Origin of the sequence: Micromonospora sp. NPDC047467 (assembly GCF_040643095.1) — a bacterium.
Classification (GTDB): domain Bacteria; phylum Actinomycetota; class Actinomycetes; order Mycobacteriales; family Micromonosporaceae; genus Micromonospora.
The window spans coordinates 174740-189798 of sequence record NZ_JBEYTO010000008.1 but is presented as its reverse complement, the minus strand read 5'-3'; the positions used below and the strand labels follow the sequence as shown (position 1 = coordinate 189798).

At 73.2% G+C, this 15059-nt stretch carries 9 protein-coding genes; 5 read left to right on the top strand and 4 right to left on the bottom strand.

The genetic code is table 11. The features are described from left to right. Nucleotides 1-244: 244 nt before the first annotated feature. From ABZ780_RS22770 to ABZ780_RS22755, 4 genes are read right to left on the bottom strand one after another with little or no spacing between them, the layout of a single operon-like run. Nucleotides 245-1228 carry an alpha/beta hydrolase gene (locus ABZ780_RS22770; RefSeq protein WP_357487390.1) on the bottom strand — a complete coding sequence of 328 codons (984 nt, stop codon included), beginning with the start codon at nucleotides 1226-1228 and terminating at the stop codon, nucleotides 245-247. Further along, nucleotides 1228-1635: a RidA family protein gene (locus ABZ780_RS22765; protein ID WP_357002453.1), complete on the bottom strand. Its 408-nt coding sequence runs from the start codon at nucleotides 1633-1635 to the stop codon at nucleotides 1228-1230. The genes ABZ780_RS22770 and ABZ780_RS22765 overlap by 1 nt, the downstream gene beginning before the upstream one ends. A gap of 47 nt (nucleotides 1636-1682) precedes the next feature. Then, nucleotides 1683-2927 (bottom strand): cytochrome P450, encoded by a 1245-nt coding sequence (locus ABZ780_RS22760; protein WP_357487388.1) that lies wholly within the window; start codon nucleotides 2925-2927, stop codon nucleotides 1683-1685. Then, nucleotides 2924-6193 (bottom strand): AMP-binding protein, encoded by a 3270-nt coding sequence (locus tag ABZ780_RS22755; RefSeq protein WP_357487387.1) that lies wholly within the window; start codon nucleotides 6191-6193, stop codon nucleotides 2924-2926. Before ABZ780_RS22755 ends, ABZ780_RS22760 begins: the two co-directional genes overlap by 4 nt. A gap of 176 nt (nucleotides 6194-6369) precedes the next feature. Between ABZ780_RS22755 and ABZ780_RS22750 the strand changes: the two genes are divergently transcribed. From ABZ780_RS22750 to ABZ780_RS22730, 5 genes are all read left to right on the top strand, one after another. Continuing rightward, complete coding sequence (locus ABZ780_RS22750) at nucleotides 6370-9378, top strand: beta-ketoacyl synthase N-terminal-like domain-containing protein (RefSeq protein WP_357487386.1); 3009 nt, start codon at nucleotides 6370-6372, stop codon at nucleotides 9376-9378. Nucleotides 9379-9457: 79 nt separating this feature from the next. Further along, nucleotides 9458-11407: a non-ribosomal peptide synthetase gene (locus ABZ780_RS22745; RefSeq protein ID WP_357487384.1), complete on the top strand. Its 1950-nt coding sequence runs from the start codon at nucleotides 9458-9460 to the stop codon at nucleotides 11405-11407. After that, nucleotides 11407-12159, top strand: coding sequence for an alpha/beta fold hydrolase (locus ABZ780_RS22740; RefSeq protein ID WP_357002464.1), 753 nt, complete (start codon nucleotides 11407-11409; stop codon nucleotides 12157-12159). The genes ABZ780_RS22745 and ABZ780_RS22740 overlap by 1 nt, the downstream gene beginning before the upstream one ends. After that, a complete protein-coding gene (locus ABZ780_RS22735) occupies nucleotides 12156-13550 on the top strand; it encodes a glutamine synthetase family protein (protein ID WP_357487382.1) in 1395 nt (464 codons plus the stop codon). The genes ABZ780_RS22740 and ABZ780_RS22735 overlap by 4 nt, the downstream gene beginning before the upstream one ends. Nucleotides 13551-13757: 207 nt before the next feature. Next, complete coding sequence (locus ABZ780_RS22730) at nucleotides 13758-15026, top strand: helix-turn-helix domain-containing protein (protein WP_357487380.1); 1269 nt, start codon at nucleotides 13758-13760, stop codon at nucleotides 15024-15026. Nucleotides 15027-15059 lie beyond the last annotated feature (33 nt).

Below are 15059 nucleotides of genomic sequence, written 5' to 3'. Positions count from 1 at the left end.
TGAATATCCGTTTAGGCAACCGCGCTTTAGGTGCGGAAATACGCCGCAGATCGGGATAGGCCGGCACGGCACGGGCACGCGAGTACGCGTTCGTCGACCAGGGCGCAGCCACGGTAGCCCAGCCGTGTTGTCTCGCATGTGCCAAGTTGGTTGTCTCGGACGGCGCGGATCTCGCCCCACGCGTCGAGCCGGGGCCGCCACACGGCGGTGACCCGGCTCCCCGGCGGCTGCTGACCGGCCTCGGTCAGCCGAGCACCCGCCTCAGCCAGCCAATGCGGGCCTGCTGGGCGTTTCGCGAGACCGTGGCGGTAGGCACCCACTCGTCGAAACTGTGGAACGCGCCCGACCAGACGTGCAGCTCGGCCTGCCCGCCGGCACGCCATATCCGGCTCGCGTACTCGATGCCCTCGTCGCGCAGCGCCTCGACCGAGCCCACCTCGATGAAGGCCGGCGGCAGACCGGACAGGTCCGTCGCCCGCGCCGGAGCGGCATAACAGGACACCGACGGCGTGCCTCGGCGCTCGCCGAGCAGCGCGGTCCAGCCCGCTTCATTGGACAGCCCGTCCCACAGGCCGACCCGGCTGAGCTGACGGCAGGAGTCCGAGGCGCACCGGTCGTCCAGCATCGGGAACTGCAGCAGCTGTCCCTTGGGCCGGAGGCCACTGCGGTCCCGCGCGAGCAGGGCCAGGCCGGCGGCCAGGGCGCCACCGGCGCTGTTGCCGCTCAACACGATCCGGTCAGGATCGAGGCCGAGGGAGCCGGCGTGATCGGCGAGCCACAGCAGACCCGCGTGACAGTCCTCCACGGGTGCCGGATCGGGGTGCTCGGGCGCGAGCCGGTACTCGACCGACACCACCGCGAGGGAGAGCGCCTGAGCTCGGTCGAGCTCGCCGATCAGCTCGGTGCTGCGGTGGCTGCCGGCCACCATGCCGCCGCCGTGGGTGTGGTAAACCACCGGGACCGGCGTCGTGACGCCCACCGGCCTGCAGATCAGCAGGCTGATGTCAGGGGCGCCGGCCGGGCCGGGGACCTTCCGTTCCTCGATCTCGAACGCCCCATCGCGGCGGATCTGCGCGTCGGTCAGACGGCCGCTCCGGGAGCGTTGCCGTCGGTCGGCGATCAGGTCGGCGGTGAGCGGCATCGGCAGCTGGGACAGAATCTCCGCCAGCGGACCGGCCAGCTCGGGGTCGAACGGTGGTGGGGCTGCGACGGTCACGGTCCCGGTCATCACGCCTCCTCCAACAGTGCCAGAGCGTCCACTTCGAGCAGCAGGTCCGGGCGGTAGAGCGCGACCACCTGCACCACGGTGCTGGCCGGCGGCCGGGAGGTGTCGATGAACTCGTCACGTACCGCCAGCACCGCCGGCACGAACGCGACGTCGGTGACGAAACAGGTGAGCTTGACGACGTCGTCAAAGCCGCCGCCAGCTGCTGCCAGGCAGCGACCCATATTGGTGAAGACCTGCCGCGCCTGCGCCTCGGGGTCACCCGGGCCGACCAGCTCCCCATCGGCGTCGAACGCCATCTGGCCGGCGATCGCGGCGAGCCGGCCCCGCCCGAGCACGACATGGGTGTAACCGGAGCTTGGCTGCACGCCGGCGGGCTCGGCCAGGTGCGTGATACGTGGTGTTGGCACAGGTGTCCTCCCGAGGGGTTCGGTGATGGTGCGGGCGTACCCGCCGGTTAGCGCGCCCGCAGCCGGACCGGCAGGCTCTCCGTGCCGTTGACCGCGATCGAGCTGACCCGGCGGACCGGGCCGTCCAACTCGATCGCGTACGCCCCGTCGAGCAACTCGGAGAAGAGCACCCGCATCTGGGCCCGGGCCAGCGTGGCACCGATGCAGAAGTGCTCACCGACGGCGAGGGCGATGTGCCGATTGGGCGTACGCGTGATGTCGAACTCGTACGGGTCGGTGAACACGTCCTCGTCACGGTTGGCGGAGGGAAGCCAGAGCACGACCTTGTCGCCGGCGGCGATGCGCTGACCGCGCAGCTCGTACGGGCGCGTGGCGGTCCGCACGCTGTGGGTGGCGCTCGACGTCCACCGCATGATCTCCTCGATCGCGCTGGGCAACAGCGTCCGGTCAGAGGCGAGGCGGTGCCACTGCTGCGGGTGTTCGAGTAACGCCTGCGCCCCGCCGATGAGGGCCAGCCGGCCGTTCTCGGTGGCGCCGATGAGGTTCTCGCAGTTGAGCACGACCTCGATCTCGGTGAGCAGGTCACCGCCCACGGTGCCGTGCAGCAGCGCGCTCACCAGGTCTTCGGTCGGTTCCTCCATCCGGCGGTACAGCAGGTCCATGAAGTAGTCGACGATGTCGGGGTGCGAGACGAGCGAGCTGTGGGCCGCGAACGCCTCGTCGGTCCATCGGTACAGCTTGTCGTGGTCGGCCTCGGGCACCCCGAGGATGTGCGCGATCACCATCAGGGACAGCCGTCCCGCCACATCGGTGGCGAAGTCACAGGTGTCCTGCTCCGCCGCGCGGTCCAGGACGCCTCGGACACTGGCGCGCACGTAGCCCTCCAACGCCCGCACCGCGCGGGTGTTGAACCAACCGGCCATCAGCGCCCGTAACTGCTTGTGACGGGGGGCGTCGGTGAGCGCGAGCGTGAGGTTGCCACCCGGATCGGGGCCTGCCACGGCTGGCCGCAGCAGCACGCCCTGCGCCGAGCTGAACGTGGCGCTGTCCTGGTAGACGGCGCGGATGTCCGCATGCCTGGTCAGTGACCAGAACCCTGGCAGCTCGGTCGCGGGCTGCCAGTGCACCGGCGCTTCCGCGCGCATCCACGCCCACAGTGAGTGCGGATCGCCGGTGGCGTACAGGTCCGAGTCGGTGAGCCGGGACAGCGACGGCGTGCCGGCCACGGCCCGGCCCGGCGCGTCGGTCTCCGCTGGCTCGGTGGTGGTGGCCGGAATGGTGCTAATGGTCATGGCCGGACTCCCGTCGCCTGGCTGTACACGTACTCGGAAAAGTGCTTGGCGAGGTCGGCCGCGGTTTTCTCGGTGACCGCCGTGGGGTTGTAGGTGACCTCCAGCCGCAGGCCGTCGCCGTCGGGCCACAGCTCGGCGTGCAACTGGAGGGGCAGGTCGAGATACGGCTGCCGGACGAAGGTGACGCGGGCGTCCGGCATCCGCAGCTCGGGGACGGCATTGTTCTGGTAGGCGAACAGCGTCTGGTACGCCGGTGGTCGCCCGGCCTCGCCGAGCAGCTGGAACCCGGCCAGGCTCTGGGCCGCGAGCATCTGCTGGACGGTACGACCCACGATCCGGACGGCAGCGGTGTCGCCGGCGCACGCGGCACCGCGCAGTGGCAGGCAGACCATGGTGATGTGGCAGCCGATCGCGCGTTCCAGGGCGGGGTCGTCGCGGCGGGCCACCGGCACCCCGAAGGCGACGTCCCGCTGGCCGGTGACGTCGGCGACGCTGGCCGCCCAGAGGGCGAGCAGCACGACGAAGCGGGTGACGTTGGCAGCGGCAGCGGCGGCGTCAACGGCCGCGAGGGCGTCCGCGGCCAGCGTCGCCTCGACCCGCTCGGGTTGCCGGCGCGGCACGATCACGAACGGTGCCGTCGTGCTGGTCGCGGCCTCGAACGCTGTCACGCCGTCGGCTGCGGACGGCAGGCCGCTCAGCGCGCGGCGGGGGCGTTCGGCGGATGCGACGCGGCCGTCGGATCCCGTGCCGTCGCCGTCGCCGTCGAGGGTTGACGGATCGGAGGGCCACCGCAACGGCGGCACACCGGCCAGGGCGGCGCGCACTTCGGCGAGGCGGCGTTCGGGCTCGGCCAGCCGGCAGCGGGCCAGTTCGGCGTGGGCCAGGTCGGCCAGGGCCGGGCCGGGTCCGAGCGCGACCGCGAGCCGGTCGGGGTCGACGTTGGCCAGGGCGATCCGGTAGGCGGTGCCGAGATCGTTGGCAAGGACCGCCTCGGACCACCCGTCGAAGGCGACATGGTGCACCGCGCATCCGAACACGGCCGTGGGCGGTGCCGGCTCCGGCATGTCGACAGGCACGAGGACGGTCTGCCACACCTGGGCGTCCTGTGGCGCCAACGGCGCGGCGAGCGCCTCGCGGGCGGCGGCCAGGGCCACGTCGACGTCGGCCCGCGGCGGCAGCACGGTCAGCGTGGGCGCCGGCACGTCGTCGGGATACGCCGCCGGTTCCGGGTCGAGCAGGTATGCCGCGCGCAGCGACTCGTGCCGCAGGTGTACGGCAGCGATCGCGGCGGACAGGGCCGACCGGTCGAGTTCGCCCTCGACGACCCAGCTGAGCAGGCAGTGCCCGGTACGGTCGGCCGGGTTCAGCAGTTCCCGGGTCAGTTGCATGACCTGGACGGCGGTCAGCGGGGCGGTGTCGTCGTCGGGGACCGGCACGGCGGCCTCCCGCCCTGAGTCCGGGACGTCCGCCGCGTCGGACAGCCGGCGAGCGAGGCCGGTGACGGTCGGGTACTCGTACAGCCAGGACACCGGCACCGGAATGCCGGTGCGCGCCGAGAGACGGGCACACACCCGGCCGGCGTCGAGCGAGGTCAGACCCATCTCGGGGAACGGCGTGCCCAGCCGGATCGTGCCGACACCGAGGACGGCGGCGACGCACTCCGCGACGTCGCGCAGCACCGGGTCGTCGAGGGTGGCCGGGTCGCGGCCCGCGGCCGGGTCGGAGGTGACAGCGGGGGGTGTCAGCAGCGCCAGCAGCGCCCGCTCGTCCAGCTTGCCCTGGGCGGTGAGCGGAAGCGCGGCGACGCTGACCACCGCGGCCGGGCGGTGGTAGGCGACGAGCGCGTCGCGGATCCGAGACGTCGCCTCGGGCAGCGGGTCACCGTCGCGGACGGGCACGCAGAACGCGACCAACTCCCGGTCGCCACGGCCGGTGGCGCGGGCCACCACTCGGCAGTGCCGTACGTCGACGAGCAGTTCCTCGATCTGGCGTTCGACCTCGGCCGGCTCCACCCGGTTGCCACGAATCTTGAGCTGACGGTCGGCGCGACCGGTCAGGTGCAGCAGACCGTCCTCGTCCCAGGTGCCGAGGTCGCCGGTGCGGTAGACGCGGACGTCCCGATCGCCGACGCGGATCCGGGTGAACTTGACGGCGGTGAGGGCGGGGTCGCCGAGGTACTCGATCGCCAGTCCATCGCCGGCCAGGCAGATCTCGCCGGTCTCGCCGACGGCGCAGGGGCGCTGACCGTCCAACACGTACACCTCGGTGCCGGGCACGGGTCGGCCGAGCGGGATGCCGCCGGGCCGCTCGCAGTCGTCGGCGCGGATGCGGTGGGTGGTGGCGAAGACCGTGCACTCGACCGGGCCGTACCCGTTGAGCAGGACGGTGTCGGGATGCAGCGCCAGGAATCGGCGTACGTGCGGCACGGACAGCCGCTCCCCGCCGATCATCACCTGGCCCAGGCCCTCGAACGCGTCGGGCGCCTCGTCCATGATCAGGTTGAACAGGCTCGCGGTGCACCACGTGGTGTTCGCACCATGCCGGGCCACCCCGTGGCGCAGGGCCGACGCCGACAGGTAGGGATCGGACACGATCACCGAGGTGCCGCCGTTGAGCAGGGCGGACCACAGTTCGAGGGAGAACGCGTCCCAGGGGGTGGCGGCGGCGAGCGGGATCACCGTCCGGTGGTCGAAGCGGGCGAAGCCGCCGGGCCGCAGCAGGCGGGCGGTGGCTCCGTGCGGGCTGACCACCCCCTTCGGCCGACCAGTCGTGCCGGAGGTGAAGAAGACGCAGCACGGGTCGGTGGCGGCGACGGCCACCGACCGGAAGCCGGGGCCCGCATCTACCGGTGCGGCCGAGATCGGCCAGGCCGGCACCGCGAGGTCCCCGGCCGGTTCGGTGCCGGTGACCACCAGTGGGGGTCGCAGGTCGGTGAGCACGGCGTCGAGGCGCGGCGCGGGCCAGTCCGGCGGCAGCAGGCAGTAGGCGGCTCCGGTCTTGAGCACGGCCAGTAGCGCGACGACCAGGTTGGCGCTGCGCGGCAGCAGGATCGGCACCCGGTCACCGGGCCGCACCCCGGCGTCGACCAGGCCGGCCGCCCAGGCATCCGCGGCGGCGTCGAGTTGCGCGTACGTGATGGTGCGAGGGCCCTCCACGACGGCGGCGGCGTCGGGTCGCTGCCGCGCCTGCCGGGCCACGGTCTGGTGGAGCCCTTCCGCCGGAGCGGTGTTGGGCGGGCCGACCGACCATCGCGGGTCTGCGTGCACGCTGTTTTCCCCTCGTCGGTACCTCTCGGGGTGACCAGGCGACGTGCGCCGCCATGTTCGACACGAACGTTGCCATGACATTGCCTAGTCTGGCAACCTACTGGCAAGCCCCGGGCAGGTAGACCGCATCGATCCACGCCGGACGGTGCTCCTGGTGACTGATCAAAGGTGGGTGCATGGCACGCGACCATTCCCTCGACATCGCCGTATCCGGCATGGCCGGCAGGTTTCCCGGCGCACCGGAGCTGACCCAGTGGTGGGACGCTCTCACTGCCGGACGGGTGCTCACCCGGCGTTACCAGCGGCAGGAACTCGCCGCCGAAGGGGTGCCCCCGGACCTGCTCGACGACCCGGACTACGTGGCGGTCCACGGCCACCTCGCCGACGCCGACCGGTTCGACCACGTGCTGTTCCGGATGAGCCCGCGCGAGGCCGAGATGCTCGACCCGCAGCACCGGCTGATGCTGGAGTGCGCCTGGTCGGCCCTTGAGGACGCCGGCGCCAACCCGCTCGACACCGGGTTCACCACCGGCGTGTTCGCCAGCGCCAGCAGCAGCGACTACCTGCGGCGGATGGTGGCCGGCGGCCAGCTCACGCCGCTGACGCTGGAGGACGCGCTGCACGGCACCGAGCCCGACTTCCTGGCCAGCCTCCTGTCCTACCGGCTGAACCTGAACGGCCCCGCGCTGGCGGTGCAGACCGCCTGCTCGTCATCGCTGGTGGCGGTACACCTCGCCGTGCAGGCGCTGCTCAACGGCGACTGCGACCAGGCGCTCGTGGTCGCCGCCGGGATGGCCTTCCCACAGGCGGGGCACCTGCACGTGCCCGGCGGCATCCACTCCCCCACCGGCCACTGCCGCCCGTTCGACGCGAGCGCCGACGGCATCGTCGCCGGGTCCGGTGTCGCCTGCGTGGTGCTGCGGCGCCTCGCCGACGCCCTCGACGACGGCCCCGCCCCGCACGGGGTCATCCTGGGTACCGCCATCAACAACGACGGATCCGCGAAGGCCGGCTACTACGCGCCGTCCGTCGAGGGCCAGCAGTCCGTCATCCGTGCTGCCCTGCGGGCCGCCGACGTCGGCGGCGAGTCCATCGGATACCTGGAGAGCCACGGCACCGGCACCCGCATCGGCGACCCCATCGAGTGGGCCGCCGCGTCCTCGGCCCTGCGCGCGAGTGGCGCCCGTCCCGGGCAGGTCGCGGTGGGCGCGCTGAAGGCGAACACCGGCCACCTCGACAACGCCGCGGGTGTGGCCGGCCTGATCAAGGCGATCCTGGTGGTCCGGGAAGGGGTGATCCCTCCGGTCGCCGGGCACACCACGCTCAACCCGCTCCTCGACCACGACGGGTCGCCGCTGTACGTACCAGACCAGGCTCGGCCATGGCCCGGCACGGCACCTCGGCGCGCCGGGGTCAGCTCGTTCGGCGTCGGCGGCACCAACGCCCACGTGGTCGTGGAGCAGCCCTCGGTCGAGAGCACCGCCCCTCGCAGCGCCCGCCCGGGCCGCCACCTGGCCGTGCTGTCCGCGGCCGACGGTGCCGCGCTCGACCGCGCCGCCACCCGGCTCGCCGCGCACCTGCGCACCCACGACGTCCTGCCGCAGGACGTCGTGCGGACCCTGGCTGCCGGCAGGGCACACCTGGCCGAGCGACTCGCCGTCGTCGGAACCGACGCCGACGAACTCGCCGAGCGGCTGGCGTCCCGTCACACCGCCGTGCACGGCCGCGTGCCCGCGACCGGCCCGGCGCCACTCGTGTTCGCCTTTCCCGGGCAGGGCGCCCAGTACCCCGGCATGGCCCGGCCACTGGCCGCCGACCTGCCCGGCTTCAGCGCCGCGCTGGCGACCGTGCTCGACGAGTACGACCCCGCCACCGCTGAGCTGGTCGGCCGCGCGCTGCTCGACCCCGGGTTCCCCGCCGACGACCTGGCCGAGACCGCCCTGGCCCAGCCCGCCCTGTTCGCGGTGGAGTACGCCGCCGCGATGGCGCTGCGTGAGCTCGGCCTGCGCCCGGCGGCGGTCACCGGGCACAGTCTCGGCGAGATCACCGCCGCGTGCGTGGCCGGTGTGCTCGACCTGGCCGACGCCGCCCGGCTGGTGACCGTCCGCGGGGCGGCCATGCAGCAGTGCCCACCCGGTGCCATGCTCGCCCTGACCTGCGGCGAACAGGAAACCGCTGACCTGGTACGCGCATCCGGCCTTGCGCTGGAGACCGCTGCCGTCAACTCTCCCGAGCACACCGTGGTGGCCGGCACACCGGACGTCGTCGACACCTTTGCGGCCTGGCTGAACGGCCGGGTGCGTGCGCGGCGGCTGCGCACCCGACGCGCGTTCCACACCGCGCTCGTCGACGCCGTGGACGCCCCACTGCGGGAGGCGCTGGCCGGGATGCGACTGCGACCGCCCACGCTGCCGTGGGCCGCGAACAGCGGCGAACTGCTCCTCCCGGGAGCCCCCGTCGGCGCGGCCCAGTTCACCGCACAGGCGCGCCACACGGTGCGGTTCGGACCAGCACTGCGGCGGCTGGCCGACCGGTTCGCCGATGCGGTGGTGGTCGAGGTCGGGCCAGGCCACGCGCTGTCCACTCTGGTGGAGAGCGGCGGCCTCACCGCCGTGCCGCTGTGCGGCGGTCGGCCCGGTGCCGACGACGAGGCGGCGCCCACTGCCCTCGGGCGTTTGTGGACGATCGGTCAGCCGGTGGCGATCGAGGCGACGTGCCCCACCGGGCGCCGCGTCCACCTGCCCGGCTACGCCTTCCACGGGCCACGCCACCTGGCCGCCGAGGCCAGACCGGCACCCGCCGCGCACCAACCGTCGGCTGCCGTCCCGCTGCCCGTCACCGCCCCGGCGCCGGATGCGACCGCACTCGTGACCGGGCGCGACAGCGGCATCGGCGCGACGCCCGGCGCCGACCGCCCGGCTGCGGCTTGCGAGCAGGACGTGCCTGCGCTGCTCGGCCGGCTGTGGAGCGATCTGCTCGGCCGGGACCAGTTGCCCGATGACGCCGACTTTTTCGCGCTGGGCGGCGACTCGCTGAGCATCACCCACCTGGCTCGCCGGCTACGTACCGAACTCGGCATCCGGGTGCCGATCCGCGACCTCATGACCCGCCCGACGCTCGGCGATCACACGTCGATGTGCCGAGCCCTGGTCGACGGCGTCCGCGCACCTGTCGCGGTTGGCTGATCGACGCCGGGGCGACCGCCGTCCGCCGCTACCGCACCTCCGTCCGCACCCTTGTCACCAGGGAAGAAGGAGCTCGTCCATGACCACCCTGTCGATAACCCCACCGCTGGGTACGCCGGCCGAACTGCCGTACCTCGGCGGTCCCCTGCCGGACGGCCCGCTGCCGCCGGTGCCGGACCTGGTGACCGCGGTGGCCGCGCGCACGCCGTCGCGGCCGGCGGTGCGCTGCGGCACCGACGAGATGAGCTACGCCGAACTCGCCACACGCAGCTCCCGGATCGCCGCCGCGCTGACGAACGCCGGGGTGGGCCGCGGCGACCGGGTGGCGGTCCCCGCCGAGGCCAGCACGGCCACCGTCGCCGCCATCCTCGCCGTGCTGCGCTGCGGCGCGGCGTACGTGCCTCTGGACCCCGGCCAGCCCGACCAGCGGTTGGCCGAGATCCTCGCCGATGCCCAGGTCAGCGCGGCCCTGGTCAGTGACGGCACAGGCGACCGTCTGGCGGGCACGGGCCTGCCCCTGGTGTCGGTCACGGCGGGCGACACCGCCGCCGGCGACGACGGGGCACCGGTCGACGTCCCGGTGCTGCTCACCGACCCGGCGTACCTCATCTACACCTCCGGCAGCACCGGGGAGCCCAAGGGCGTGGTGGTCGAGCACGGGCAGTTGGCCGCCTCGACGCTGGCCCGGCGCATGGTCTACCCGGGCGAACCCACGTTCCTGCTGGTCTCCCCACTCAGCTTCGACTCCTCGGTGGCCGGCCTGTGGGGCACGCTGACCGCCGGTGGCTGCCTGATCGTGGCCACCGGCGCGCAGGTACGCGACCCGGAGCAGTTGGTCGGCCTCGTCGACGACCACAGGGCCACCCATCTGCTGTGCATCCCGTCGCTGTACAGCTACCTGCTCGATGCCGCCGCGCGCCTGGGCGCGGGCCGCCTGGAGTCGCTGCGGACCGCGATCGTGGCCGGTGAGGCCCTGCCGCAGGAGCTGGTGGAGCGGCACTTCGTCCAGACCTCCGGTCGCTGCGAGCTGGTGAACGAGTACGGCCCGACGGAGGCGACCGTGTGGGCGACCTACCAGCGCTTCACCGCACCAGCCCCGGTGACCATCGGCCGCCCCATCCCCGGCGCCCGGGTGTACGTCCTGGACGAGCAACTGTGCCCGGTCCCGGTCGGCCAGTCGGGCGAGCTGTACGTGGCCGGCGCCGGTGTGGCCCGCGGCTACCACGGGCGCCCCGAGGCCACGGCCCGGGCGTTCCGCGACGATCCGTTCGCGGCCGATCCCGGCGGGCGGATGTACCGCACCGGTGACCTGTGCCGGTGGACCCGCGACGGCACCCTGGAGTTCCTCGGTCGCCGGGACCATCAGGTCAAGGTACGCGGACATCGGGTCGAGCTCTCGGCCGTCGAGGCACAGCTGTGCGCGCTGCCCGGCGTCCGCGAGGCCGTGGCCGTCCCCGCCGCCGGTGACACCGAGCTGGTCGGCTTCGTCCTCTCCCCCGCCGGAGCTGCTCCGGAGTCCCTGCGACGGCAGTTGGCCGACCGGGTTCCGGCGGTCATGGTGCCGAGCCGGATCGTGGTCCTGGACCACTTCCCGCGCACCGCCAACGGCAAGACCGATCGGGCCGCACTGCGCGGCCTGGCCGACGCCGGCCCCGCGACCGCCGAGGCGGCGACGCCGGCCGGACCGGCCACAGCGGACCCGGCCGATCTGGCCGTGCAGGTCAGTGCGGCGTGGACCGATGTGCTGCAGCGCGACGACGTCCCCGCCGACGTCAACTTCTTCGACCTGGGCGGTCACTCGCTGGCGATGTTCCGGCTACGAGACACGCTGGAGCGGCGTACCGGGCGCCGACTGTCGGTGGTCGCCCTGTTCCAGCACACCACGGTGGCCGCGCAGGTGGCGTTGCTGCGCGACGGCGGCGACGCGGCCGACGCCGACGCGGCCAACGGCGCGGCCCGCTCCGCCCGTGCCCAGCGGGCCCGCGCGCTGCGTGCCCGCCGTACCGGCCTGATGCAGGAGGCAGAGTGATGACGATGCGCGAAACCACCACCTGGTTGCAATGCCCGGTCCCGCTCACCGACCCGAACGCGCGTCTGGTGTGCTTCCCCCACGCGGGCGGCTCCGCCGCCATGTTCCATTCGTGGGGCGGGCGTCTGCCCGGCGTCGAGGTGCACGCGGTCTGCTATCCCGGCCGCGCGCACCGGATCGCCGAACCGCCGCCCACCGACCTTCGCCGGCTCGCCACGCAGATCACCGACGCGCTGGTGCCGCTGGCGGACCGCCCTCTGATCCTGTTCGGTCACAGCATGGGCGCGGCCATCGCCCTGGAGACCGCTGTCGCACTGCAGGACCGCGGGATCGAGCCGTTCCACCTGTTCGCGTCGGGATCGCGCGACGCGCCGTACCCAGGGCCGGAGCAGTTGTCGGACCCGGACGACCTGAACGACGCGGCGGTCGTGCAGCGCCTGCTGACGCTCGGCGGCACCGACCCGGAGTTGGCCGCCGACCCCGAGTTCCAGGAGTTGGTCCTGCCGTACGTGCGCGCCGACGGCCGGATGTTCCACGCGTACGAGCCGGGCGCGGGGCCGATGCTGCGGTGTCCGGTGACGACGATCGTGGGCGACGCCGACGACGACGCTGACTGCCGCCCGTGGTCGACGCTGACCACCGGGACGGTCCGCGCGTACGGCACCCGTGGCGACCACTTCTACCTGGTGGCCGAGCCACCGCTGGCGCTGCTGGGCGACTGCCTGCCCGCGCCGGTGAGGAGCGGGCCGTGACGATCACCTCCACCGACCTGCCCCGTTCTCCCGCCGTCGATGTCGGTCCCGTGGGCGGTTCGCCGCGCCGGACCGCGGCGGACGTCCTGGCGCTGGTCGAGCGGCACGACGTGGAGATCGTCCGCTTCCTGTGGGTGGACCACAACGGAATCCTCCGCGGCAAGGGCGTTGCCCGGGACATGCTGCCCGGCCGGCTACGGTCCGGGGTGCCGCTGTCGGTGGGTCGCCAGGCGGCGAGCCTGCTGGACCAGGCCCAGCCGGTGCCGGGGTTCGCGGTCATGGACGAGGTTCGCATCTCCGCCGACCCGGACACCCTGGCGCTGCTGCCGCACGCGCCGGGTTCCGCAGCCATGCTCGGTGACCTGCTCACCAGGGACGGCACCCCATGGGGAGCGTGTCCGCGGGCGTTCCTCCGCGACGCCGTGGCCGCGGCCGACCAGGAGGGGTACGCCGTCGTGGCCGCGTTCGAACCGGAGTTCACCCTGCTGCGCGACGGGGTGCCGTTCGACGACGGACTCACGCTCGACAACGAGGCGTTCGACATCACCAACGGCTACGTGATCGCGCTGATCCGCGCCCTGCGCTCGGTCGGCGTGGCGGTGGAGCAGTACCACCCGGAGACCTCGCCGGGCCAGCACGAGGTCACGGTCCGGCCCGCCCCGGCGCTGCGGGCCGCCGACAACCACGTGTGGCAGCGGATACTCACCCGGGGTCTGGCCCGGCAGCACGGGCTGCGCGCCACGTTCGCCCCGGTGCCGCTGCCGGGGCTGCGCGGCAACGGCAACCACCTGCACGTGTCCCTCTGGCGTGACGGCAACGCGTTCGCCGCGCCCGGCGCGGGGCTGTCGGACGTCGCGCACCACTTCATCGCCGGGGTGCTGACGCACCTGCCAGCGCTCAGTGCCCTGCTGTGCCCCAGCGTCAACAGCTACGCGCGGCTGGTGCGGGGCAAGTGGGCCGGCGCCTACGGGTGTTACGGCTTCGACAACCGCGAGGCCGCGGTACGGGTCCCGTCGGTGCTGGGCGGCGACGAGTCCGGCACCACCAACGTCGAGATCAAGCCGTGCGACGGCACCGCCAACCCGTACCTGGCCCTGGGCGCCGTCATCCATGCCGGCTTGGACGGGGTACGGCGGCGGCTCGATCCGGGCCCGCCGCTGACCGTCGACCCGAACACCCTGTCCGACGCGGAACTGCGTCGCCGCGGGGTCACCGTCCTGCCCGGCAGCCTGGCCGAGGCGGTGGCCGCGTTGGAACGCGACGAGCTGTTGATGTCGGTGCTGGGCTCGCCCCGCCGGGACCTCTACACCGCGATCAAGCGCGCCGACGTTCGCGACCTGGCGGCGATGCCCGAGTCGGAGGTGTACGCCATACACCACACCCGGTTCTGACCCGGATACGCAGGGTTGCCGGCGCGGCAATGTGCCGGCAACCCGCCGAGGCAACGCCTGTGCCGCCACGCTGTCACAGCGCCTGCCGGCGTGGCTATACTCCTTTTCAGTCACATACCGTCGATGGCAACGCCGAATCATTACCGGCGGTCACACCCGCGGCGCTTGATGTCGGTTGTCGGTGACCTTGGCCTTGGGGGTTTGGAGATGCTGCAGCAGTCCGAGTTCGGGCCCCGGCTCCGTGCACTGCGCGAGAAGCGCGGCCTTTCCCAGGCGGCACTGGCAAAGGGTGGAATCTCCACCGGCTACCTCTCCCGCCTCGAGTCCGGGGCCCGGCGGCCGACCCCCCGGGTGGTGGCGTACCTCGCGCAGCGCCTCGGCGTGCCGCCCTCGGTCCTGGAAGACCCGAATGCCGACCCGGTAGACGCCGTGCAAGCGTCGCCGTTGACCCAGATCCTGGCCGCGATGATCTCCGCGAGCGGTGACGACCGTGTCGCCGAGCCACTGGCCGAGGCGCTGCGCACCGACGGCCAGCGAGACCCGGCCGAGCGTTGGCAGGCGCTCTGGCTGCTCGCGGAGATCCGCGGTGACGCCGGCGAGCGCGACGAGCAGCGCCACCTGTTGGAGGAGCTGGTCAAGCTGAGCACGCAACTCGGCGTCGCGCCGCTGCTGGCCCGCGCGCAGACCCAGCTGTCGCGGTGCCTGCGCACCCTCGGTGACACCACCGGCGCCCGGGAGTACGCGCAACAGGCGCACAGCATCACCGACGAGCTGTCGCTCACCGACCGCGCGGCGACCCTCCAGGCCCTCGTCTCCGCGCTGGCCGAGGCGGGCCAGCTCGACGAGGCCCGTACCCACGCCGACGAGTTGTGCCGCCTCACCAAGCCTGCCGGGGGGACGCTGCACGTCGAGGCGCTCTGGTCGGCCGCGACGGTCCGCACCCGGCAGGGTGACCACGCCGGTGCCATCGCCTATCTGGAGGACGCGCTGTCCGGCGCGACCAGCCGCAACGACCTGCAACTGTGGATCCGGTTGCACCTGGCCGCCGCCTCGCTGTACCTACAGATCACTCCGGCGCGGCCGACGCAGGCCCGCACCGCGCTCGACGCCGTCGGCCCGGTCCTGAACCTGATCGGCACCGAGCGCCACCACCAGGAGTTGCAGAGCCTGCAGGCTCACCTGGCGTTCGCCGAGGGGCGCCTCGACGACGCACGCGTTCTGTGCGAGGCGGCCGCCGCCCAGCGTTCGCTGCTGTCGTTCCGCGACCGGCTCAAGCTCGCCGCCCTGCACGCGCGTCTGTCCATTCTGGGCGGCGACGCCGACGGCGGCATCCGGGCCCTGCAGGACGTCGCCCGCCAGGCCGAGGAGGCCCACAACGTCGAGCTCGCCGCCGAGCTGTGGCGCAACCTCGCGGAGACCCTCGCCAAGCCGTACGGTGACGGCCCTGCCCTCGCCGGCCGAGCCGCAACCGGCTGAACCGGGGCAGCCGAACCGGCGGCCGGCCGGGCC

What these genes read in the sequence shown, in the direction of transcription:
- ABZ780_RS22770 (WP_357487390.1), bottom strand. Translation starts at nt 1,228, where the DNA reads ATGACCGGGACCGTGACCGTCGCAGCCCCACCACCGTTCGACCCCGAG.
- ABZ780_RS22760 (WP_357487388.1), bottom strand. Translation starts at nt 2,927, where the DNA reads ATGACCATTAGCACCATTCCGGCCACCACCACCGAGCCAGCGGAGACC.
- ABZ780_RS22750 (WP_357487386.1), top strand. Translation starts at nt 6,370, where the DNA reads ATGGCACGCGACCATTCCCTCGACATCGCCGTATCCGGCATGGCCGGC.
- ABZ780_RS22745 (WP_357487384.1), top strand. Translation starts at nt 9,458, where the DNA reads ATGACCACCCTGTCGATAACCCCACCGCTGGGTACGCCGGCCGAACTG.
- ABZ780_RS22740 (WP_357002464.1), top strand. Translation starts at nt 11,407, where the DNA reads ATGACGATGCGCGAAACCACCACCTGGTTGCAATGCCCGGTCCCGCTC.
- ABZ780_RS22730 (WP_357487380.1), top strand. Translation starts at nt 13,758, where the DNA reads ATGCTGCAGCAGTCCGAGTTCGGGCCCCGGCTCCGTGCACTGCGCGAG.